This window comes from Flavivirga abyssicola (assembly GCF_030540775.2).
Classification (GTDB): domain Bacteria; phylum Bacteroidota; class Bacteroidia; order Flavobacteriales; family Flavobacteriaceae; genus Flavivirga; species Flavivirga abyssicola.
Genome location: NZ_CP141266.1, coordinates 2,569,275 through 2,591,307, shown reverse-complemented (window position 1 = coordinate 2,591,307; position 22,033 = coordinate 2,569,275). Strand labels below are relative to the sequence as shown.

Below are 22,033 nucleotides of genomic sequence, written 5' to 3'. Positions count from 1 at the left end.
TATTCTTACGAAGGGTCGGGGCTTGCCTGATGGTCACTTCTTAACGATCACCTTAGACTCTTTTTTAACCTTATAATCATCTATTTAGGAAAGAACGACCTATTTCAAAAGGAGTTCCTAAATGACTTTTCTCTGTAAGTGTGGGGCTTCTATCTGGTAGATACTATTAACATATAATCACGATACAGCTTTTATTTAATATTATTTATATTACTGTCTAGGCAATATTTGCGGGCATACCATACGAGGAGACAGACGGTAGGATATATTTATTTTTTAAGTAAAGGTACTTTTCAAGGCGACGTTAAAACCCAAAGCCCATTTTAAAAGCTAAACGCAGACCATCATCACTATTAAATACCGATAGATTTAAGGTAACCATATCTGCTGCATTAGCAAAAATACCACCACCAATAGACGTGTTCCAATCATCTGAATGATCATTTGGGTTTAACAAGAAATCATTATCAACCCAAATGCGTCCATAATCCACGCCTCCATAAAACCCAATATTTAAAGGCAATAATCCTGTTTTTACTTTGCGTAAATTTAATCGGATATCTGTACTTTGAACAAAAGAGCTTTTACCTGTAAATCGTTCATTTCTATACCCTCTTAAACCATTATTAGCTCCAATATTAGCACCTTGATAAAACTCAAATTCATCCCCAAAATTAATATGCCCTTTCAACTTTGTTGCTAATACTAATTGTCCGCTAGGTATTAACTTATAATCGAAGGCTATTTCTGGAATTAGATATGCAAAACCTTTTGATTCCTCCAGATTATTTTTATATCCTGTTTGAAGTGCTATCATCATACCTAATGTTGGAAATGCTTCATTATCGTAATTCTCATAATGATATTTAGCATCAATACCATAATAATCATTATCAATTTCTGTATTATCTCCAATAAATTGATCGTTTATAAACCGTCCTTCTGTTTCTTCTACCTCATAAGATTCATATAATAATCCAATTTTAAAACTAGCGCCTAAACGACCTCTCCAAACTAATGATGGTGAAAATTTTAGGGTTTGCAATTTCACACGATTATAATCTAAACCTACATCTAGACCATCATTTTCGTCTGCTTCCGGGTTTGGTGTGTTGTTACCAAATCCAAAGAAGTTAATAGCATAATTAGGACTTGTGAATTGAGCCTGTAAATTTAAATTCATATTCCCAACAACTTTTGCAAATTCCCCATTATATCCAAAATCGAATCCTTGTGTTGCAAAATAATAGGCTCCGGAAACAATGTGTTTGGATGTAAAAGGATTACGCATAAAACCGTAATTAGTTAAGGTATTAGAAAACCCTATTTTAAGTCCATCATCTGGATTAGACCCTAAAGTCGGCATTAATTGATTGCTACTATTTTTCAGCTTTTTATAATCATAAACATTTGTTTCGTAATCGTCTGTAAGTTGTTTTCGCCCTTTATTTGTAGTGAATGTGTTCGCTTTGGATTTGTAATCATAAATATTGACACGCTTACCGTTTTTAATATTATAAGTATCATTATTCTGGCCTCCTATTAATCGTATTTTTATAAGCTTATTACCTCCTCCAAAAATTTCAAATGTATCATCATCATCCAAACCATAAATCCATATTTCTTGCGTATTAACACAGGTATAAGTCCTTTGATGAAATACATCTGCTTTTTTCCCATCTTTAATTCTATAAGCTGTTACTTTAGTATTTCCCTGAGGCATACGTTCTATTTCAAACCAATCGTCTTTATCTGTTCCTTTAATAACGGCGAACTTACTTATATGGTCATAATAGGTATCAGAAATCGTTTGCAGGTTAGAACGTCTCCCTTTAAGTTTACGCTTAATGTCTTTTATGTTTTCCTTGCTAACTTCGGGTGGGAAATTTAAAAATGCTTTGTCAATTATAGCATCTGTTAGATTCTCTACAATATACTTTACTTGAGCATCCCAAACACTTTTATCGGATTGATTAATTAAAGTCATATCTAAAGGGTAAGGTTCTAAATTGAACCATTTTGGGCTTTTTAATTCTTCTTCGTAACTATGTAATAAACGTAACGAAGGTACTATGGTCGTTGCTAAACCGAGTAAAGTCCCATCTGCCATAATAGAAAACGCCTGATCACGGTCTCTTGGAACCGGACGATATATTTTTTTACCTTTTTCTTTAAATTCTGCCCAACGCCATTGATCTTCGTGTCTGTCCCAATCACCAATCAGCATATCGAATAAGCGTGCTCTTATGTAAGCAGCTTCATCTAAAACATGGTCTTCATCTTCTTTTAATTCCTTTAGTAAATCGTCTGTGCTTATGAGTTCGTCTGAAAAACCAAAACTAGCTTTATCACCATGACCAGAACTTGCGCGCTCTTCAATCATATAAAGTTCGTTTCCAAACTCATTATTAAATTGACCTAAGGTTGATTGCTTCGGCACATAATAAAGCACTGGATTTGTATGATAAACACCAACGGCATCAGAGAGCGTTCCTATTGTAAAAGGCGCATAAGGATGTGATCCTGTAAAAATATCTAGTAGAAGCCCTTCGGTATAGGAATCATTAAACTGACCTTCTATATACTGATCTTTAAATCCCACCGATTGTATATATTGAATGGCATTTTTACGAAGTGCTCTCATAACATACTCCCTCCCTTTGGCATCTTTCAATCGTAAAGATTTTGATTGATGTCCGCCTCCTTTTCTAACTGGGGTTAACCCGCCAAAAAGTGTATCGAGCCTTACTGTAGGCGCTTTAACTTTTGTACTAAATTCATCACGATAGCGTTTACCCCAAAACATTTTATAAGCACCTCCTTTGGTTGTTTCTTCTTCAGAATAAACAGAGGCCATTACTTCTTTTTCAGTATTATCCTTGTAATCTTTAATTGTTTTTATTTCCTCTGCTTCTAAAACCTGTGTTTGAAACACAACAGTATTATCTTCTGCAGAATAAAAGCGAACATGGGATGAGCCATCTTTAAACACATCTAGTCTTGCATACCCTTGGGTACTATAGGAAAATTGACCATTTCCAACATTGCGAACTGCCATTTCTTTAGAGCCAGATCCGCTTACTATTTGAGGTAAATTATCTTGAACGATGTACTGTAAGTTGTGATCGTGTCCAGATACAAAAACAACTTTATCATTTTCCTGAGATAATGTTATGATGCGTTTTCTAAATTCATTATACATCTTATTTTGCACATCTACAATCGTTACTCCTCCTGTTTTACGGATTAAATTTTTAAGGGTTCCTAAAACAGGAATAGGTTTCATATGGCTTTTAAAAGAATACTGTCCACCATGAGAGCCATTAGTAAACATAGGGTGGTGTAAAGCAACAATGGTTGTTTTTCCTCTTGCTTTCTTTATTTCACTTTCAAATTCATCAAAAAACTTGGTTCGGGTTTTTATTTCGCAATCGTCATTTATTGTCGGATGTTTATTCCAGTCGGTTAAATACCATTCAGAATCGACCAAAATCATAACGATATCATCAGATATCTTTACTTTTTCAATAGGGCATCCATTTTCTGGCAGAAATGTATGCTTACCTAGTTTTTTTTCAACATATTTCTCTTGTCTTTTAAGCCCTTTTAATCCGTTGTTGTACCAATCATGGTTTCCTGGGATGAAAACTGTTTCTCCTTTAAAACCTTCTACTGCTGCTGTTTGAATATTTAGTTGATGTTCAGCAAACGCTCTCCCTTCATCTTCTTTTTTTGGTAACCCTTTTGGATAGATATTATCTCCTAAAAAAAGTGCTGTGCTGTTTTTTGAAGCTTTACTTAAAGCTTCTTTAAATGATTGTAGTGCTTTCGAGGATGTTCCTAAAGATGAATTACCAGCATCTCCAATTAAATAAAACGAATGCATAATGTCCTTATCCGGAAAAGAAGGGTTTGTATTCGCAGTATTAAATTGTGGTTTATATGTAGCACAAGCGCTGAATATAAACATGATGACTAAAGTTAGGACTATTCTATATTTAGTATCCATAATGAGGGTTTTATGAAGCATTAAAGGTAATAATTTAAATACCATTTAATCATTTACGATTGTTGTATTAAAAACGACTTCGCTGGCAATGGTCTTATGCACTGGACATCTTGAAGCTATTTCTTTTAGGCGCTCTTTTTGTTTTTCATCCAAATTGCCAACAAATTTCAGCTTTTTACTAATATGATCCAAGTAAGTCGGAGTTTCTATTTCTAGGCCTAAATCGTCACTATGTTTTCTGGAATGTGTTACATATACAAATACTTCTTGTAAATCCCATTGTTTACGTTGCGCATACATTTTTAAGGTCATAGCAGTACAAGCTACCAAACCAGCATTAAGGTATTCATAAGGAGAAGGTCCAAAATCATCACCTCCAACCGTACTAGGTTCATCTGCAATCATGGTATGTTTTTTAGTTTGAATAGAGGTTGTAAAATTGTCTTCAACTAAATTTAAATGTCCTACTAATTGCTCGCCTTTAGTTTCCAGCATTTTATTTTCTTTGGGTTCAAAATACCGTTGAACCCAAGTACCAATTACATTACCTGCATATTTACTATCATTTGGGTTAGATAATAAATGATCTGCATCATCAAGCGTTACAAAACTTTTGGGATGATGTGCCTGATGATATAATTGTTCTGCATTTTTAATACCCACAACGGTGTCTGTGGGCGCATGCAGAATTAATAATGGCTTCCGTAATGTCTTTACAATGGCAGGCAAATCCGTTTTATCAAAATCTTCTACAAAGTCTTTATTAATTTTAAAAGGACGGCCTCCTATATTAACTTCAACCTCACCCTTCGCTTTAACTTCATCAATACCATGAGAAAATAAATGTGTTACATGACCTACTGTTGCAGGTGCTCCAATGGTTGCTATGGCTTTTATACTCTCTAATTGGGAAGCCGCCGACAAAACTGCCGCTCCACCTAACGAATGCCCCACTAATAGTGATGGTGCTTCATAATGAGTGCCCATATAATTACTTACAGCTATTAAGTCATCAACGTTAGCAGAAAAATGACTTTCTGCAAACTCGCCTTCACTTCTGCCCAAGCCTGTAAAATCGAATCTTACAACTCCAAAACCATAATTTGTTAATGCGCGACTAATATTTTTTACGGCACTCAATGAACTGGTGCATGTAAAACAGTGTGCAAAAATGGCAAAGTAATTCGGTTTTTGATTTGCTGGCAATTCTAAATACGCCTGAAGTTTTAAGCCTTTGTTATTTTGAATATTTAGTTTTGAACTTTTCATTTATAAAATCTTTATACTGTAGTCGTAGCGATATGTGCTACTTTACTTTGGTTAATTTGACAAGAAAATTTTTGCATTACGTATTTTAGTTTGGGATCGATAAATGTTTTACAAAAAGGCTTTTCTGGATTTTTTTGATAATAATTTTGAATAGCTTCTCTTGAGGCTTCGAAAGACTGAAAAGGATATACTTTAGTGATTAACCTATATTCAAAATCTTTCTGAAAATTTTCAATAATGTATTCTGATTCTTTTTTTTGTTCTTCTGAAAATGTATAAACAGCAGACCTGTATTTACTTCGCATAGAGTAATTACTTGTACTTTTATGTGTATGTAAGTACATTTCAATAAGTGTCTTTAATGACATTTCGTCCATATTAAAATGCACAATAATGGCTTCTGAAAAATTGCTGTTTTCATCGACTGAAGCGACATAGCCTTGCTCAACTTCTACAACGCCTATTAACGACTGAAATATGGCTTCTGTACACCAATGGCAACCACCTCCTAAGGCTATTTTATCTAGTTTGCTGTTCATCTAAATTTGCAATACGCTTATTCAACTCTTTATCTGATGGGTTTCTTAGTTGGAAAATTGAGTTTCCTATTTTCATATAAACCTCTTAGTTCTTCAGCAAAAGCACCATTAGTTTCAACATCCAGAAACACGTAATCTAAATTACGTGTTTCAAAAAATGCCTTATAATGTTGCGTTTTATGGCACCTATCTGCACCATAAAGCTTAATGGCTTCTTTCATTTAATCAATTGTTTTTAAAAAACGGATTGCTGCATCTGGATTTAAATGAAAATCTGAGAATACGACATGATCATGTTTGTCAATAAAAATAAACCAAGGGGTTCCTCCTGTTTGATAATTGGTCATAATATTTGATCGTGACTTGCCATCATTTCCAGCATCATGCCCAAACGGTATTTTTAATCCATATTTTTTTTGAGTTTCTACTATCTTTTGGTAGGTATTATCATGATACCCTTCAAAAACAGTTTGTATGGCTAAAAATGAGATATTTGAATGTTCTTTTAAAGCGTCTACCATTTTTTTAAGATCCGGCAACCCTTTACTATGACACCCTGGACACCAACTTTGAAAACAGTATACTATTTTAAACTTGCCCTTAAAATCTGAAAGTTTTATGGCTTCTGTTTTATTCCCATTAGCATCAATCCAATCATTAATATGGAATTCCGGAGCACTAAACACCTGTTCTTGCTCTGTGTGATTTGACATTAAAATGGTCCTTTCTTTTTAAATTATTTTAATTTGTCTGCGTGAAGTTTACGCAGTTTTGCCAATTTTGGCGTAATTACAAAGCTACAATACCCTTGTTCCTGATTATTTCTATAGTAGTCTTGATGATAGTCTTCTGCTTCATAAAACACATCTAAAGGGCTAAGTTCTGTAACTATAGAATTTTCATAATAAGGCGCTACTTCTTTTAAAACAACCTTTGCAATATCTTTTTGCTTGTCATTATGATAATAAATCACCGATCGGTATTGTGTGCCTTTATCTGCCCCTTGCCTGTTCAAAGTTGTGGGATCGTGGGTTGTCATAAAAATAACTAATATCTCCTCATAAGAAATCACATGAGCATCAAATGTTACTTGAACGACTTCAGCATGTCCTGTCAAACCCGAGCAAATCTCACGATAAGTTGGATGTCCAGGGACATCTCCTCCCGAATATCCAGATACCACTTTTTCAACCCCTCTAACTTCTAGAAATACAGCTTCTGTACACCAAAAACAACCGCCTCCAAATGTGGCTAATTGTATATTTTTATTTGTCATTGATAGCTTCCTTTTCTAATTGCATAGATTCAGAATTGATACAATAACGCAAACCGCTAGGCTCTGGTCCATCGGGGAACACATGTCCCAAATGAGCATCACACGTATTACACATCACCTCTACACGTACCATCCCAAATGCGGTATCTTTTTCATACTTAATAGCATTTTCTTTAATGGGCTGTGTAAAGCTGGGCCAACCTGTTCCTGAACTAAATTTAATAGTAGAATCGAACAAAGGTGTACCACAACAGACACAGTTATACTTACCTGCCTCATGTGTACTACACAACGCACCACTATGTGGACGTTCTGTTCCTTTTTGTCTGGTAATTCTAAATTGCTCCGGAGTTAATTGCACACGCCATTCAGCATCTTTTTTTTCGACACGCCTGTCTGGAACAGGGTTTCCTTTTACAGAAAAATTGATTACGTCTTTCCAAGTTAGCATAGTAATGTTCCTTTCTTTTTTAATTAAGCACTCGAAATGAGTCCAGTATTAATATGCTTTTTATCTTAATACTAGTCTAAATTAAGTTTAATTCCTTACAATGTCTCGTACAATGCCATTAAGCTAATAAAATTCTGTTTTGTCACAAGGAACACAGTCGAAAAACTATTAAAAACCGAGGTTTAATAATGTCTTCGACTGCGCTCAGACTGACATTTAGCCCTTAACTCAATGACATTGGGTTCTTGTAGCTAAATATCCATGTAAAGTATTATTGAAATATACGACAAAATATAGCGTTTACTTTACATTAAATAATGAATTCATGAATCTTACGATTTTGCGGGAATGACAATTTCAACGGAAATCCCTACGCAGAGCTTCGAGGAATTCTTTTTGATTAAAGTTTAGTATTTTTACTAAAAATCATTTCTTTTCTATGGACAATCTTATTGCTGAAGCAGAAAAATATGTTATTCAATATTTAAACGATAATCTTGATAACAAATTTATTTATCATAATTTATCGCATACGCAAAGTGTAGTAAAAAAAGCGAATGAATTGGCTGAGCTGTCAAATTTAAAAGAAACTGGCAAATCTCTTTTATTATTAAGTGCTTGGTTTCATGATACTGGTTATACTAAAAGCATAGATAATCATGAAGCCGAAAGTGTAAAAATAGCTGAAGTTTTTCTTAAGGAGCACAACGTATCTGAAAATGACATAAAAACTATTTCTGATTTGATTTTAGCTACTAAAATGAAATACGTGCCTAAAAATCAGCTAGAAAAGATAATAAGGGATGCCGATTGCGCTCATATAGGAAGCAAAAGATTTATTGACATTACTGAGTTGCTTAGAAAAGAATGGGAAATTGCCTGTAATAAAACACTTAGTGAAGAAGAATGGCTAAGCATGAACATTGATTTTTTATCTAATGAGCATAGGTTTTACACTAATGAAGCTTCTGCAAATTGGGACAAAATGAAGAGTAAAAACCTCTCACAATTATTGAAAGCTCAAAACAAATTAAAACAAGACAGTACAAAACTCAAACATAAAAAAGAGGAATTACATTTTAAAAAGAATAAAGTGGCGCTACCAGAGCGTGGTATTGAAACCATGTTTAGGGTAACTCTTAAAAACCACATTACTTTAAGTAATATTGCCGACACTAAGGCTAATATTTTATTATCGGTTAATGCTATAATTGTCTCCTTAGTCCTTTCTAATTTAGTTTCAAAACTAGACAATGCTTCAAATCAATATTTAATTGTTCCTACGATTATTTTTGTGTTGTTTACAGTTGTATCTATAGTATTATCTATTTTAGCTACGCGCCCAAATGTTACAAGTGGCAAGTTTACCAAAGAAGATGTTGCTAATAAAAAGGTTAATTTATTATTTTTTGGTAATTTTCATAAAATGAGCCTTAAAGATTTTGAATGGGCCATGGGAGAAATGATGCAGGATAGGGACTATCTTTATTCTTCTATGAAAAAAGACTTATATTTTCTTGGATTAGTTTTAGACAAAAAATATAAAATACTTCGTTTAACTTATAGCGTATTTATGATAGGTATTATAGTGAGTGTTCTTTCTTTTGCTATTGCATTTCAGTTTTTTTCTGGTGCTTCTTCTATTTCATTATAAAATTCTGAAATAAATTGATGATTGAGAATAAAGGCTTTGATAATCTAAATTATTCTGAAACACCTTTAGATAAAGGGGAATATGAAGACTGTAGATTTACTAACTGTAATTTTGTGAATGCTGATTTATCAAATATATCACTTACCGATTGCCAATTTATCGATTGTCATTTTAGCTTAACTAACATAAATCACACGGTGCTTAATGATGTCTCTTTTGCTAATTGTAAATTATTAGGTATTCATTTTAATAATTGTGATGATTTATTTTTATCTGTTTCTTTTGATAATTGCAACATGGAACTATCTGTATTTTATAACCTAACTTTAAAAAAGACACTTTTTAAAGACTGTAATTTAACGAGTGTAGATTTTACCGAAACTGATTTATCTCGCAGTATTTTTCAAAATTGCAATTTAAAGCATGTCCTTTTTCAAAATACGTTCCTGGAACATGTTGACTTTAGAACGGCATATAACCTATCTATAGATCCTGAAAATAATAAAATAAAACATGCTAAATTTTCAAAAGAGAATGTTGCTGGGTTACTTGGGAAGTATCAGATTAAAATAACTTAATTCCTGCGAAGGCGGGAATCTGCTTGAATAATATTTTAAGTATTAAATCGATTAAGGGTGCTATTCTATAATTAGCCTGTTTAATGTAAAGTCTTTTGTTAACTAGAGATTCCTGCCTTCGCAGGAATTTAGGCCCTGATTTCCTTCATTAAGTCATCATAAGTATAAAACGCTTTGTCGTTTTCATCTTTATGATACAGCACACTTACTCGAATCGCCTTAAGCCCTGTAACAGCTTGTAAATCTTGAAGTTCCACTATTTCAACATCCGTATCTAAATAGTGTCTAGACTGTAAAAATTTAATATATCTTAAATACTCTTTTTCATCTTGTTTCTGAGAGTATACGATGCTTATTTTACCTTTTTGAGTAACACGCTCTGTGGTTCCTTTTATATAGGCTTTATCTACTCGTTTTTTTACAATTTCGTAACGGGCATTATATGTTCCATCAACATCAAATTGTTTTTCATCCATTCTGAAACTTATAGATAACGGCTGATTAAACACTAATATCATAGATGCTACATCTAAAGACACTGGAAAATCTGATTGCATTTGGTAATATGAATTTTCCATCTCACACATAACCTGCAATTGCCACAAACGTAAATTGTATAAATAGATAAGATTAAAACTATCTTCTCTGGTAATGGATTCACCGATATACATATTATGCTCTACTCCATCTGTTTTAAAACGCTCAAAATAATGCGGATACATTTGCTGTGCTTCAACTTGTTTTGCGTCTAAAAGGGCTGCCATTTCTTTATTAATTAATGCAATAGTATCATCATAGTCTTTTCTATGTCTGTAAAGCATATTTACCTTATCATCAATACTCTCAAAATAGGCATTAATTTGTTCTTTTAACTCATCGATTGTATATAAGTGCTTAAGAATCGGTTCTATCTCTTTCCTAAAAAAATCAGATATTTGTTGTTCGCTGTCTACTTGAAAATGAACACTTAACCCTTTCAAATAATTATCTGTCTGGTATATAAATTGATCATAAATTGGTAAACTTTCTATTTCTGAAGCTTTTTCTAATATCCTTTTAATCGCCGATAATTGCAACGTTAAATCTTGTTGCGTGGCTTTATTTCGCGCCTCCGAAGATCCTTTAATATCAATCTGACCGTAAAGCGGATAGATATTCTCAAAAGCGATCTTTTTAAAGACAGCTTGTTCACCATTCATTTCAGATTTAATAAAATTCTTTGCTTCTCTTTCAAATCGCCAATGTACACTTGGATGAATTGAGGTACATTCTTTTTGTATAATCGCTTCTATTAAATTCTCTTCATCACTTTTGGATCGCTCAACTGCCGATACAATAAACGGCATAACATCTATTAATTTGTTGGCGTTTATACTATTTAGCACTTGTGGTTTATTAGACACTATTTCTAATATCCCCATTAAGCCTTTATCATTAGCTATAGGTGCGAAAATGGCACTTTTTATACCTTGTTCATGTAATGAAGCAATATGTGGTGTTTTACCTTTAGACAGTTTAAATACTTTATCTACATCTGAAACAGAAAAATATTTATTTTCATTTAACAACCTATTATGTGACCAGCCACATAAAGCGCCTTCACAACAAATTTTTTCTGATTTGTTCAGTAAAAAACTGTTCATTCCAACACCATAAACACGTTCAAATGTTTCTTCTTCTTCATTATAGATTGAAAACCCAACTTTTAGATCGTTTATTCCTAAAAGCGATCTAAAAACTTCATGGAACTCTTCAATAAAACCTTCGTCTTTTCGCTTGTCTTCACCTATAAGGTTAGACTTTATATTGGATATGGATTGATCGTCTGTAACGTCAAAAATATTCGATATTACAAATCCTCTGAAGATATAACTATTAGGAGGAAATTTCTCTTTCCAAAGGTCTATGTTTTCAAAATTATCCAGTAACTCATTATAGTCTTCCTGGGTGATTTTTTTAGCAGCTTTTGTTGGAACGATTTCACAAAAATCTGCATTATATAGTATTTTATAATAACGAATTATTCCATTAGCATCAGGTATTTCGTAATAAAATGGTCTTTTGAAATTTAAATTATAACCATAACAAAAATTTAAAATGATAGTACATGCTATGATATATCTATCATCCTCTGGCATATTTTTTATTTGAAGTTCAAAATTATCACCCGCCGTTTTAATAATACTTTTAAATCGTTCTGATGAATTAAATATTAAATTATGAAAAGGAACTGACGCTGTTTTTATTTCATTTTTAGTTAAAACGGGACTAAATGAATCTTCAAGAATAATTGCTATTTCCTTTTCTCTTTCTTTTAATAAGGAAACATCACTAAAACCTTCTTCTAACTCTGGATATGCACGAGCCATATCTAAAATACGCTTCGCTCTGGCCGCAACAAATTCATCATCATTTTTAGCCAAAGCTTTATAATGTTTAAGCATGACATTAAAACTCACTTTTAAATTTAAAGGTGATTCGATGTTATCGTTAATATCCATAATATTAGATCTATTAGAATACAAAGTTACAAATTATTGGTTTATTCGATATAAAATAGACTTGATAACCTCAAAAATGTTACAAGTTAAAACGTTAAATTTATTATTGATTTTATCTATTTAAAAGCCTTTTATCTATAAACAAACCGGATATAATATATACATAGATTAGACTTCATTAACCCTATTTAGGTTCTTGTTTTTTATTTAATATGCCATTTTTTACATACATTTATCTGAATATTAACCAATTAAAACTAATATTATGTTTTCAAAAACAAATTTAATTTCGACAATTATTACCACTATTTGGGGGTTTCTTGGGGGATGGCTACTTTGGGGAATTATAGGTGATCCTATGCTAGCAGACCATACTTTTTCTTCTGGTCTGATGAAAGAAGCACCCGATATGGCTTTACTATTTATTGGTTGTCTTGTTGTTGGCTTTGCTTTTTCAACTATGTATTCGAAATGGGCTAGAGGTTCTCATGGGATTTCCCAAGGCGCTCAATTTGGTATCTGGATTGGTATTTTAATAGGCCTAGGAAGTGGATTGATTGATTACTCAACATCTAATCTTTTAGATTTAAGCGGGACTATTATAAATGCTGCTATTTATATTGTTCACTATGCAGTAATGGGTATTCTTGCAAGTCTGATTTATGGAAAATCTACCGTAGAAGGATAACAGCATATATAAACATTAATTAAAACAAAAAGCGTCTCAAAAAATTTTGAGACGCTTTTTAAATTATAAGAATAAAAGAAAATTATTGATTTCCTTTTTTATAGTCTTCTAAAAATTTAGCTAAACCAATGTCAGTTAATGGGTGCTTAAGCAATCCTTTAATTGAAGATAATGGCCCTGTCATAACATCAGATCCTAATTTCGCACAATCTATAACATGCATGGTATGACGTACAGACGCTGCTAAGATTTGAGTATCGAAAGCATAGTTGTCATAAATTTGTCTAATTTCAGCTATTAAATTCAAGCCATCTGTAGAAATATCGTCTAATCTACCAATAAAAGGAGATACATAGGTAGCTCCAGCTTTTGCTGCTAATAATGCTTGTCCTGCAGAAAAAACTAAGGTTACATTTGTTCTTATTCCTTTATCTGAAAAATATTTACAGGCTTTTATACCATCTGCTATTAATGGTAATTTTACAACTATTTGTGGGTGTAAAGCTGCTAATTTTTCTCCTTCTTCTACCATACCTTCAAAGTCGGTAGAAATCACTTCTGCACTTACATCTCCATCAACTAAATCACAAATTTTCTGGTAATGTGCTAAAATATTTTCAGCTCCTGTTATACCTTCTTTTGCCATTAATGATGGGTTTGTTGTAACACCATCTAAAACACCTAAAGCTTGTGCTTCTGCAATATCGTCAAGGTTAGCTGTATCTATAAAAAATTTCATTTGCTTGTATTTATTGTTTTATCTGTTTGTATCTATTTGTGTAAAGGCTAATGATTAAATTTTAGCCATAGATGTTTCATTTAAATATTCGATTACATTTTGGCATACTTTTTCTCCTGTAAAACCAAATTTCTCATCTAACACACCTGCTGGAGCTGAATAACCAAAATGATCTACTCCGAAAACCTTACCATTTTCACCTACAAGTCCTTCTAAGTTTACTGGTAAACCTGCTGTTAAGCCATATAAAGGTTTGTTTTTTGGAATAACACTTTCCTGGTAGTCTTTAGATTGAAGTCTAAATACACCTTCAGAAATTATTGAAGCAATATTTACTTTAATATTTTCTTTTTCTTCGAGTAATTTTGCTGCTTCAATTAAAGTTGAAACTTCTGATCCATTAGCCACTAAAACAACATCTGGGTTTTCAACTTCTTTTACTAAATACCCACCTTTTTCTGCTGCTAAAGCTTCTTGATATCTAGATGATCCATTAGCTGGAATATCTTTAATCCCTTGTCTAGAGAGTATCAAACCTGATGGTGTATTGCTATTTTCTAAAGCCATTTTCCATGCTACAGCTGTTTCTGCTGAATCGGCAGGACGTAATGCTAAGAAACTATTTTTACCACTATGGTTTTTAAGTTTTTCTAATAATCTTATTTGTGCTTCTTGCTCAATTGGCTGGTGTGTTGGTCCATCTTCCCCAACTCTAAAAGCATCGTGTGTCCAAACATATTTTACACCTAATTCTTGAATACCACTTAAACGAATTGCTGGTTTCATATAATCTGAAAACACAAAGAATGTTGCAACTACTGGAATAATACCACCATGAAGCGCAATACCGTTTGCAATACATGCCATTGTTAACTCTGCAACACCAGCTTGTAAAAATGATCCGCTAAAGTCTCCTTTTTGCAAGGCTTGGGTTTTCTTTAAGAACCCATCTGTTTTATCACTGTTAGATAAATCTGCCGACGATACAATCATGTTCTCTACATGCTCAGCTAAATACCCAAGTACATTAGAAGATGCTGCTCTTGTAGCCAATCCTGCTTTATGTTCTATGGATTCAAAATCTAAATCTGGAAGTTCTCCTGACAAGAAGTGATCTAATTTATCTGAAAGCGCTTTATTATCTTGTCTCCAAGCTGCAATAACGGCTTTCTTTTCTGCTGCCTTAGCTGTTTTTTCTTTTAATAGTGTTTCGTAAAACGCACTTACATCTTCATACTTATCAAAAGGACTTTCTGGATTTGCACCTAAATTTAATAAGGTTTTTGTGTAATCTGCTCCTGTGTGACCGATAGGTTGCCCGTGTAATTCACAATGCCCTTCAAACATACTTCCGTCTGCGGCTACACAACCTTTACCCATAATAGTTTTACCTATTATTAAAGTTGGTTTTTCTGTTTCATTATTTGCATCTGTTAATGCCTTTCTTATCTCATCGTGGTTATGACCATCTATAGTTACAACTTTCCATCCCCAAGCTTCATACTTCATGGCTGTATCTTCAGTAGTTACTTCATCTGTTGATGTAGATAACTGAATATCGTTAGAATCGAAAAACATAATAAAGTTGCTCAACCCTAAGTGACCCGCAATTCTACCAGCACCTTGAGAGATCTCTTCTTGAATACCTCCATCTGAAATGAAACCATATATTTTATGATTCATCCAATCTCCAAATCTGGCTTGTAAAAACTTAGCTGCAATAGCTGCTCCCACACCCATAGTGTGTCCTTGTCCTAAAGGTCCAGATGTATTTTCTATACCTCTTGCGACATCAACTTCTGGGTGACCTGGTGTAATAGAGCCCCATTGTCTGAAATTTTCAACATCTTTTTTCTCATAATTCCCTAAAAGGTAATACTGCGCATACATTAGTGTAGATAAATGCCCCGCATCCATAAAAAATCGATCTCTAAATGGCCAAGTCATATCCGATGGATCGTAATTAAAGAATTCCGAGTATAAGATGTGCATAAAATCTGCGCCTCCCATTGGCCCACCTGGATGTCCTGAATTCGCTTTTTCTACCATGGCTACAGCTAATGCTCTGATATTATCTGCTGCCTGTTGATCGATTTTTTTATTCATTTTAAAATTATGGTTAATGTTTAATAGCTTTAACTAATCTTTGAATTATTTTAAATACATTTTTCTGAATCAAATCAAGACAATTAACTAAAATTTTACTAGTAAACTACCCTCTAAATAATGTAGAAAAATATATTTTGCAAATATATAATCTTTAACCCGTTAGGTATTATTAAAATTCAAATATTTTAATAACAACTGTTAACATTTTTATTACATCTATAACCCGTTGCGCATTTTGATAAAAATTTGTCAATTCGAGTGAATTTTACTCATTTTTATGAGTGAAATTAATATCGAGAATTAAATTTTTGTTTCAAAACCTGTTCTCGACACAAAATTCTTTCAGAATTTCACTCGAAGTGACACTTAATTCGATTGAATTTATCAAAATGCACAACGGGTAACTATAATTGTTTCTCTTATTTTAGTTTCACCCAAGCCATTCTATAAAAAACAGAACGCACTTCATGGTTTTCAAACCGTTTTCTTCAACATTTTTTATATGCCTTTTGTTTTATTTAAATATTCCTGAAATTCCAATCAAATAAAGGTAAGTTCAATACGGATGCTTCTAAACCATTATCCCACTTAGTATATATCCAACAATTTGGCGTTCAAATTCGATTGGGTTCAAAGAGACCCCATCTTTGGTTGTATATTCATCGTAAAACCAGCGAAGCGAAGCCAAAACCACCGAAGTAGCAATCTTAATATCCATATCTTTAAATATTTTTGATTTAATCCCTTCTTTTATTAAATCACTTACTTTTTTCTCATAACCACTTCGTAAGGTCACAAACTCGGTATACTTAGGCTCTTTTAAATTGCGCCATTCATTAACTAATAATGCAACTTCATAAGGTTTTTGGGATGCAATTTGTATATGAGACGAGATTAATAATTTCAATTTATCTTCTACTCCATAGTTAGATGCTATCACATTATCTATAGAATTATGAAATTCATTAGACGTTCTAAATAAAAAGCTTTCTAATATTTCTTGCTTAGATTTTATGTAGTTGTAACTATTTGATACATCAAAATTTAAACGCTCTGCTATATCCCTCATAGTAGTGGCTTTAAAGCCTTTTTCATGAATTAATTTTAATGATTCTTGTAAAAATTCTTCTTTTTTAGAAATAGTTTTCATTGTAGATTTTTCTATGTTCAGTAATACTTACCGCATTAATATTACCATATAATTATGTGGTGCAAGATAACAATAAAATCACTTTAAATAAAAAAATGTTGTATTTTAATCAACAATTGTTTATGTTTGTATCAACAAAAATTTATAATCATGCCTTTTTATCATAAATTAGGAGACATTCCAAAGAAGAGACACACCATTTTTAGAAAGCCAAATGGTGATTTATATTACGAACAATTATTTGGAACCATAGGTTTTGACGGCATGTCATCAAACTTATATCACGAGCACAGACCAACTCAGGTTAAAAAAATAGTAAAGCAATATAGTATAGCACCTAAAGTTGCTAAGGCAAATAATTTAAAGTCTTATAAATTTACAGGTTTCGATGTTCCTGCAGAGGGTGACTATTTAGATAGTAGAAAGATTATACTAACTAATAATGATTGCAATATTATTCTGGCAGCACCCAAAAAATCATTACGAGATTATTTTTATAAAAATACCGATGCAGATGAAGTGCTTTTTATCCATAAAGGAACAGGAACATTGCGTACGCATATGGGAAATCTAACCTTTAGTTATGGTGATTATTTAGTAATCCCAAGAGGTATGATTTATCAAATAGATTTCAATACAGAAGACAATCGCTTATTTATAGTAGAATCTTATAGTCCGGTTTATACGCCAAAACGTTATAGAAACTGGTTTGGTCAATTACTTGAACACTCACCATTTTGCGAGCGTGATATTCGTCGTCCATCAGAGTTAGAAACTCATGATGAAAAGGGCGAGTTTCTAATGAAAATTAAAAAGCAGAATGATATTATTGAAGTTGTTTACGCAACACATCCTTTTGATGTGGTAGGTTATGACGGATTTAATTATCCATATGCCTTTTCAATTCATGATTTCGAACCTATAACAGGTAGAATTCATCAGCCGCCACCAGTACACCAAACCTTTGAAACCAATGCTTTTGTAATCTGCAGTTTTGTACCAAGATTATACGATTACCACCCAGATAGTATTCCTGCGCCTTATAACCACAGCAATATAGATAGTGATGAAGTTTTGTATTATGTTGATGGTGATTTTATGAGTAGAAATGATGTTGATGCAGGACATATTTCATTGCATCCAGCAGGTATTCCTCACGGTCCACACCCAGGAGCAGCCGAACGAAGTATTGGAGAAACAAAAACAGAAGAACTTGCCGTCATGGTAGACACTTTTAAACCTTTAAAAGTAACAGAAGAAGCCATGAAAATAGCAGATGAAACGTATCATACATCTTGGTTAGATTAAATAATATAAATGATGATAACAAATAGCTCAAGTTGGGTTACTATACCCGAAAATTCAGATTTTTCAATTCATAATATCCCGTTTGGAATTTTTTCTAATTCAGATGATACCAAACGTATAGGTGTAGCCATTGGTGAGTATATTTTAGATTTAAGTGTAGCCAATCATCTAGGGGTTTTCGATCATTTAAGTATAGAAGATGTTGTTTTTAAAAATGAATTTTTAAATCCGTTTATTGATTTAGGAAAAACAATAACTAACGACGTTAGGCTAACCATTCAAAAAGAATTAATCAACGACAATTCTGTTTTAAAAGGAAATACAAAAGCCTTTGTTTTACAAAGCGATGCTAATATGCATCTTCCCGTTTTTATACGGGATTACACTGATTTTTATTCTAGTATAGAACATGCCACCAATGTTGGCAAAATGTTTAGAGATCCGGAAAACGCTTTGTTACCTAACTGGAAACATATTCCTGTAGGCTATCATGGTAGAGCATCTTCCATAATAAGTAGTGGTGAAGATGTACACAGACCAATGGGACAAATTCTTCCAATAGGAGAAGATAAACCTATTTACACTACATCGAAACGCATAGATTTCGAATTGGAAATGGCATACATTATAGGGAAAAGCACCAACTTAGGTGAAACCCTAAATACAAATATTGCCGAAGACTATATTTTTGGGAAAGTTGTTTTTAACGACTGGTCGGCCAGAGATGTACAAAAATGGGAATACATTCCATTAGGACCCTTTTTAGCAAAAAACTTTGCCTCTTCAATTTCTCCCTGGGTAGTAACAATGGAAGCCCTAGAGCCTTTTAGAGTTCAGGGACCAGAACAAGAACCAGATGTGTTGTCCTATTTAAAATATTCAGGTAAAAAGAATTACGATATTAAATTAGAAGTGGCTTTACAACCCGAAAACAAAGCGGAAACCACCATAAGCAACTCCAACTTTAAATATATGTATTGGAATATGGCACAACAATTAGCACATCATACCATGAATGGCTGTAATCTGACTGTTGGAGATATGATGGGATCAGGGACAATAAGCGGAAAATCTCCAGATAGTTACGGCTCTATGTTAGAATTAGCTTGGGCAGGACAAAAACCAATAAAACTTAACGATGGGTCGGAACGCAAATTCATTAATGATAACGATACAGTTATTATGCGTGGTTATTGTGAAAATGAAACAATGCGTGTCGGGTTTGGAGAAGTAAGAACAAAGCTATTACCAGCAAAAAACAATTAATAATGGCTACTAAAACGATAGATCCAAAAACGATTAAAACTTCAGAATTGCATCAAATTTTGCTTTCTGCAGTTGCGCCTCGACCTATTGCTTTAGCCAGTACAATTGACGCTAATGGTCATGTAAATTTAAGTCCGTTTAGTTTTTTCAATGTTTTTAGTGCCAATCCACCTATTTTAATTTTTTCACCAGCAAGACGTGGAAGAGACAATACGGTTAAACACACCTATGAAAATGTAAAAGTGGTAAATGAAGTGGTTATAAACATTGTAAACCATAGCATTGTTGAGCAAACCTCATTGTCTAGTACCGAATATACTAAAGGAGTTAACGAATTTAAAAAAGCAGGTCTTACAGAAATCCCATCAGAAATTGTAAAACCCCCAAGGGTAGTAGAATCACCAGTATCCTTTGAATGTACCGTTCAAAAAGTTATAGAATTAGGACAAGAAGGTGGTGCAGGAAATTTGGTGATCTCTAAAATAGAATGCATTCATATTCAAGAACAATATTTGAATGGTAAAGGTAGCTTAGACACACAAAAATTAGACTTAGTAGCTCGTATGGGAGAAAGTTGGTACTGTAGAGCAAGTGGCGATGCCTTATTCGAAATACCAAAACCCATTTTTAATAAAGGGATAGGTGTAGATAATTTGCCAGCACATGTATTTAAAAGTAATATCCTTTCAGGGAACAACTTAGGGCGATTAGGAAACTTAGAGCACATACCAACTGTATCTCAAATAGAAAAGCATAAAAATTCAGAAGACATTCAACGTATTTTTCAAATTGAAGATAGCGCAGTAAGGCAAAACGAATTGCATAAATACGCGCAGGGCTTTATAAATAATAATGAAACAGAAACAGCTCTAGAAGTATTGTTCTGTATGAATTAATGGAATAAAATATTGTATTAAATGCTACACCAGTTGTCTCCTTGAGCGCAGTCGAAAGGTTTATTTAATCTAAAAAAAATGAACTCATTAAAAATGATTAACAAAAAAGTAAATAACATTTCAGAAGCTTTATCAGGCGTAAAAGATGGCATGACCTTAATGTTAGGCGGCTTCGGATTGAGCGGTATTCCCGAAAATGCGATTGCAAAATTGGTAAAATTAGGCGTATCAGGACTCACTTGTATCTCAAACAATGCCGGTGTAGATAATTTTGGGTTAGGGTTATTACTTCAGCAAAAACAAATTAAAAAAATGGTATCGTCTTATGTGGGAGAAAATGATGAGTTTGAGCGCCAGATGTTATCAGGAGAATTAGATGTAGAACTCATACCACAAGGCACGTTAGCAGAACGTTGTCGTGCTGCCCAAGCTGGATTTCCAGCAGTGTACACCCCGGCAGGCTATGGCACCGAAGTAGCTGAAGGCAAAGAAACCCGTGAGTTTGATGGTAAAATGTATGTACTGGAACATGCCTTTAAAGCCGATTTCGCTTTTGTAAAAGCATGGAAAGGCGATGCAGCAGGAAACCTAATATTTAAAGGAACTGCCAGAAACTTTAACCCGAATATGTGTGGGGCAGCTAAAATAACGGTGGCTGAAGTTGAAGAATTAGTGCCACTGGGCACATTAGACCCTAACCAAATTCATATTCCAGGGATATTTGTACAACGTATTTTTCAAGGAGATACTTATGAAAAACGTATTGAACAGAGAACCGTAAGACTAAGACAATAAAGGGTTTCATTCCTGCAACTTGTGCTGAACTTGTTTCAGTAAGGCAGGAATCCACTTTTAAAAATTAAGTTTCAATTGGAAAGATTCCTGCCTTCGCAGGAATGACAAAAAGGAAAAACAGATGTTAGACAAAACAGGCATAGCAAAACGAATCGCAAAAGAAGTACAAGATGGCTATTATGTTAATCTAGGGATAGGTATTCCTACTCTAGTAGCCAACTATGTACGAAACGATATCGAAGTAGAGTTTCAAAGTGAAAATGGGGTATTAGGTATGGGGCCTTTCCCATTTGAAGGGGAAGAAGATGCCGATGTCATTAATGCAGGAAAACAAACCATCACCACATTAGCAGGAGCGAGCTTTTTTGATTCGTCAATGAGTTTTTCAATGATCCGAGGACAACATGTAGACCTTACCATATTAGGCGCTATGGAAGTCGCAGAAAACGGTGATATCGCCAATTGGAAGATTCCGAAAAAAATGGTAAAAGGTATGGGGGGTGCTATGGATTTGGTGGCTAGTGCAGAGAACATTATCGTAGCCATGATGCATACCAACAAACGAGGTGAATCCAAACTATTAAAAAGATGCTCTTTACCATTAACCGGTGTGGGATGTGTAAAAAAGATTGTGACCAACCTAGCCGTATTAGAAATAACAAAAAACGGATTTAAACTACTAGAACGCGCACCAGGTGTTTCAGTAGAAACTATAAAAGAGGCCACAGAAGGCCATCTAATTATTGAAGGAGAAATACTTGAAATGTGTTTGTAGTACAAAAAACAACACGAGCATTCAAGATAT

The 22,033-nt window shown here is 33.5% G+C and carries 19 protein-coding genes; 8 read left to right on the top strand and 11 right to left on the bottom strand.

Annotated elements, in window-relative coordinates; all coding sequences use genetic code 11:
- Positions 1-304 precede the first annotated feature (304 nt).
- Genes Q4Q34_RS10825 through msrB form a run of 7 tightly spaced genes read right to left on the bottom strand, consistent with a single transcriptional unit; the run spans position 305 to position 7,544 of the window.
- A complete protein-coding gene (locus Q4Q34_RS10825) occupies positions 305-4,009 on the bottom strand; it encodes a metallophosphoesterase (RefSeq protein ID WP_303318265.1) in 3,705 nt (1,234 codons plus the stop codon).
- Between the two features lie 45 nt (positions 4,010-4,054).
- A complete protein-coding gene (locus tag Q4Q34_RS10820; protein WP_303318266.1) occupies positions 4,055-5,278 on the bottom strand; it encodes a bifunctional alpha/beta hydrolase/OsmC family protein in 1,224 nt (407 codons plus the stop codon).
- Between the two features lie 11 nt (positions 5,279-5,289).
- Entirely contained in the window at positions 5,290-5,817 is a 528-nt protein-coding gene (locus tag Q4Q34_RS10815) for a peptide-methionine (S)-S-oxide reductase (RefSeq protein WP_303318267.1), read from the bottom strand.
- Positions 5,818-5,846: 29 nt separating this feature from the next.
- Complete coding sequence (locus Q4Q34_RS10810) at positions 5,847-6,038, bottom strand: thioredoxin domain-containing protein (protein ID WP_303318268.1); 192 nt, start codon at positions 6,036-6,038, stop codon at positions 5,847-5,849.
- Entirely contained in the window at positions 6,039-6,530 is a 492-nt protein-coding gene (locus Q4Q34_RS10805) for a peroxiredoxin family protein (protein ID WP_303318269.1), read from the bottom strand.
- 23 nt (positions 6,531-6,553) lie between these two features.
- Complete coding sequence (gene msrA, locus Q4Q34_RS10800; protein ID WP_303318270.1) at positions 6,554-7,093, bottom strand: peptide-methionine (S)-S-oxide reductase MsrA; 540 nt, start codon at positions 7,091-7,093, stop codon at positions 6,554-6,556.
- On the bottom strand, positions 7,083-7,544 hold the full coding sequence (gene msrB / locus Q4Q34_RS10795; RefSeq protein WP_303318271.1) for a peptide-methionine (R)-S-oxide reductase MsrB: 462 nt from the start codon (positions 7,542-7,544) through the stop codon (positions 7,083-7,085). Before msrB ends, msrA begins: the two co-directional genes overlap by 11 nt.
- 439 nt (positions 7,545-7,983) lie before the next feature.
- On the opposite strand from msrB, the gene Q4Q34_RS10790 reads away from it, so the two are divergent.
- Both Q4Q34_RS10790 and Q4Q34_RS10785 read left to right on the top strand, forming a co-directional pair.
- Positions 7,984-9,198 (top strand): Pycsar system effector family protein, encoded by a 1,215-nt coding sequence (locus tag Q4Q34_RS10790; RefSeq protein WP_303318272.1) that lies wholly within the window; start codon positions 7,984-7,986, stop codon positions 9,196-9,198.
- A 17-nt stretch (positions 9,199-9,215) separates the two neighbouring features.
- Entirely contained in the window at positions 9,216-9,776 is a 561-nt protein-coding gene (locus Q4Q34_RS10785) for a pentapeptide repeat-containing protein (RefSeq protein ID WP_303318273.1), read from the top strand.
- Positions 9,777-9,904: 128 nt separating this feature from the next.
- Here Q4Q34_RS10785 and Q4Q34_RS10780 read toward each other — a convergent pair whose 3' ends face one another.
- Entirely contained in the window at positions 9,905-12,277 is a 2,373-nt protein-coding gene (locus tag Q4Q34_RS10780) for a GAF domain-containing protein (RefSeq protein WP_303318274.1), read from the bottom strand.
- A gap of 265 nt (positions 12,278-12,542) precedes the next feature.
- Between Q4Q34_RS10780 and Q4Q34_RS10775 the strand changes: the two genes are divergently transcribed.
- The gene (locus Q4Q34_RS10775; protein ID WP_303318275.1) at positions 12,543-12,965 is read left to right on the top strand and encodes a hypothetical protein; all 423 of its coding nucleotides are present in this window, start codon (positions 12,543-12,545) and stop codon (positions 12,963-12,965) included.
- A gap of 82 nt (positions 12,966-13,047) precedes the next feature.
- On the opposite strand, the gene fsa is transcribed toward Q4Q34_RS10775, so the two are convergent.
- From fsa to Q4Q34_RS10760, 3 genes are all read right to left on the bottom strand, one after another.
- The gene (fsa, locus tag Q4Q34_RS10770) at positions 13,048-13,704 is read right to left on the bottom strand and encodes a fructose-6-phosphate aldolase (protein WP_303318276.1); all 657 of its coding nucleotides are present in this window, start codon (positions 13,702-13,704) and stop codon (positions 13,048-13,050) included.
- 54 nt (positions 13,705-13,758) lie between these two features.
- Positions 13,759-15,810: a transketolase family protein gene (locus tag Q4Q34_RS10765; protein ID WP_303318277.1), complete on the bottom strand. Its 2,052-nt coding sequence runs from the start codon at positions 15,808-15,810 to the stop codon at positions 13,759-13,761.
- A 574-nt stretch (positions 15,811-16,384) separates the two neighbouring features.
- Positions 16,385-16,963, bottom strand: a complete 579-nt coding sequence (locus Q4Q34_RS10760; protein ID WP_303318278.1) for a TetR/AcrR family transcriptional regulator — start codon at positions 16,961-16,963, stop codon at positions 16,385-16,387.
- Between the two features lie 150 nt (positions 16,964-17,113).
- On the opposite strand from Q4Q34_RS10760, the gene Q4Q34_RS10755 reads away from it, so the two are divergent.
- The 5 genes from Q4Q34_RS10755 (at position 17,114) to Q4Q34_RS10735 (ending at position 22,003) form a co-directional block, all read left to right on the top strand.
- Positions 17,114-18,271: a homogentisate 1,2-dioxygenase gene (locus Q4Q34_RS10755; RefSeq protein ID WP_303318279.1), complete on the top strand. Its 1,158-nt coding sequence runs from the start codon at positions 17,114-17,116 to the stop codon at positions 18,269-18,271.
- A 9-nt stretch (positions 18,272-18,280) separates the two neighbouring features.
- Positions 18,281-19,537 carry a fumarylacetoacetase gene (gene fahA / locus Q4Q34_RS10750; RefSeq protein ID WP_303318280.1) on the top strand — a complete coding sequence of 419 codons (1,257 nt, stop codon included), beginning with the start codon at positions 18,281-18,283 and terminating at the stop codon, positions 19,535-19,537.
- Between the two features lie 2 nt (positions 19,538-19,539).
- Positions 19,540-20,433: a flavin reductase family protein gene (locus Q4Q34_RS10745; RefSeq protein WP_303318281.1), complete on the top strand. Its 894-nt coding sequence runs from the start codon at positions 19,540-19,542 to the stop codon at positions 20,431-20,433.
- Between the two features lie 93 nt (positions 20,434-20,526).
- Entirely contained in the window at positions 20,527-21,228 is a 702-nt protein-coding gene (locus Q4Q34_RS10740; protein ID WP_303318432.1) for a CoA transferase subunit A, read from the top strand.
- A gap of 121 nt (positions 21,229-21,349) precedes the next feature.
- Positions 21,350-22,003 (top strand): 3-oxoacid CoA-transferase subunit B, encoded by a 654-nt coding sequence (locus Q4Q34_RS10735; RefSeq protein WP_303318282.1) that lies wholly within the window; start codon positions 21,350-21,352, stop codon positions 22,001-22,003.
- Positions 22,004-22,033: the final 30 nt, after the last annotated feature.

Bases quoted from the DNA above. Each gene is read 5' to 3' on its own strand.
- Q4Q34_RS10820 (WP_303318266.1), bottom strand. From the start codon at position 5,278: ATGAAAAGTTCAAAACTAAATATTCAAAATAACAAAGGCTTAAAACTT.
- Q4Q34_RS10740 (WP_303318432.1), top strand. From the start codon at position 20,527: ATGATTAACAAAAAAGTAAATAACATTTCAGAAGCTTTATCAGGCGTA.
- Q4Q34_RS10825 (WP_303318265.1), bottom strand. From the start codon at position 4,009: ATGGATACTAAATATAGAATAGTCCTAACTTTAGTCATCATGTTTATA.
- Q4Q34_RS10815 (WP_303318267.1), bottom strand. From the start codon at position 5,817: ATGAACAGCAAACTAGATAAAATAGCCTTAGGAGGTGGTTGCCATTGG.
- Q4Q34_RS10760 (WP_303318278.1), bottom strand. From the start codon at position 16,963: ATGAAAACTATTTCTAAAAAAGAAGAATTTTTACAAGAATCATTAAAA.
- fsa (WP_303318276.1), bottom strand. From the start codon at position 13,704: ATGAAATTTTTTATAGATACAGCTAACCTTGACGATATTGCAGAAGCA.
- Q4Q34_RS10785 (WP_303318273.1), top strand. From the start codon at position 9,216: ATGATTGAGAATAAAGGCTTTGATAATCTAAATTATTCTGAAACACCT.
- Q4Q34_RS10790 (WP_303318272.1), top strand. From the start codon at position 7,984: ATGGACAATCTTATTGCTGAAGCAGAAAAATATGTTATTCAATATTTA.
- msrA (WP_303318270.1), bottom strand. From the start codon at position 7,093: ATGACAAATAAAAATATACAATTAGCCACATTTGGAGGCGGTTGTTTT.
- Q4Q34_RS10765 (WP_303318277.1), bottom strand. From the start codon at position 15,810: ATGAATAAAAAAATCGATCAACAGGCAGCAGATAATATCAGAGCATTA.
- fahA (WP_303318280.1), top strand. From the start codon at position 18,281: ATGATGATAACAAATAGCTCAAGTTGGGTTACTATACCCGAAAATTCA.
- Q4Q34_RS10805 (WP_303318269.1), bottom strand. From the start codon at position 6,530: ATGTCAAATCACACAGAGCAAGAACAGGTGTTTAGTGCTCCGGAATTC.
- Q4Q34_RS10780 (WP_303318274.1), bottom strand. From the start codon at position 12,277: ATGGATATTAACGATAACATCGAATCACCTTTAAATTTAAAAGTGAGT.
- Q4Q34_RS10810 (WP_303318268.1), bottom strand. From the start codon at position 6,038: ATGAAAGAAGCCATTAAGCTTTATGGTGCAGATAGGTGCCATAAAACG.
- Q4Q34_RS10745 (WP_303318281.1), top strand. From the start codon at position 19,540: ATGGCTACTAAAACGATAGATCCAAAAACGATTAAAACTTCAGAATTG.
- Q4Q34_RS10775 (WP_303318275.1), top strand. From the start codon at position 12,543: ATGTTTTCAAAAACAAATTTAATTTCGACAATTATTACCACTATTTGG.
- Q4Q34_RS10735 (WP_303318282.1), top strand. From the start codon at position 21,350: ATGTTAGACAAAACAGGCATAGCAAAACGAATCGCAAAAGAAGTACAA.
- Q4Q34_RS10755 (WP_303318279.1), top strand. From the start codon at position 17,114: ATGCCTTTTTATCATAAATTAGGAGACATTCCAAAGAAGAGACACACC.
- msrB (WP_303318271.1), bottom strand. From the start codon at position 7,544: ATGCTAACTTGGAAAGACGTAATCAATTTTTCTGTAAAAGGAAACCCT.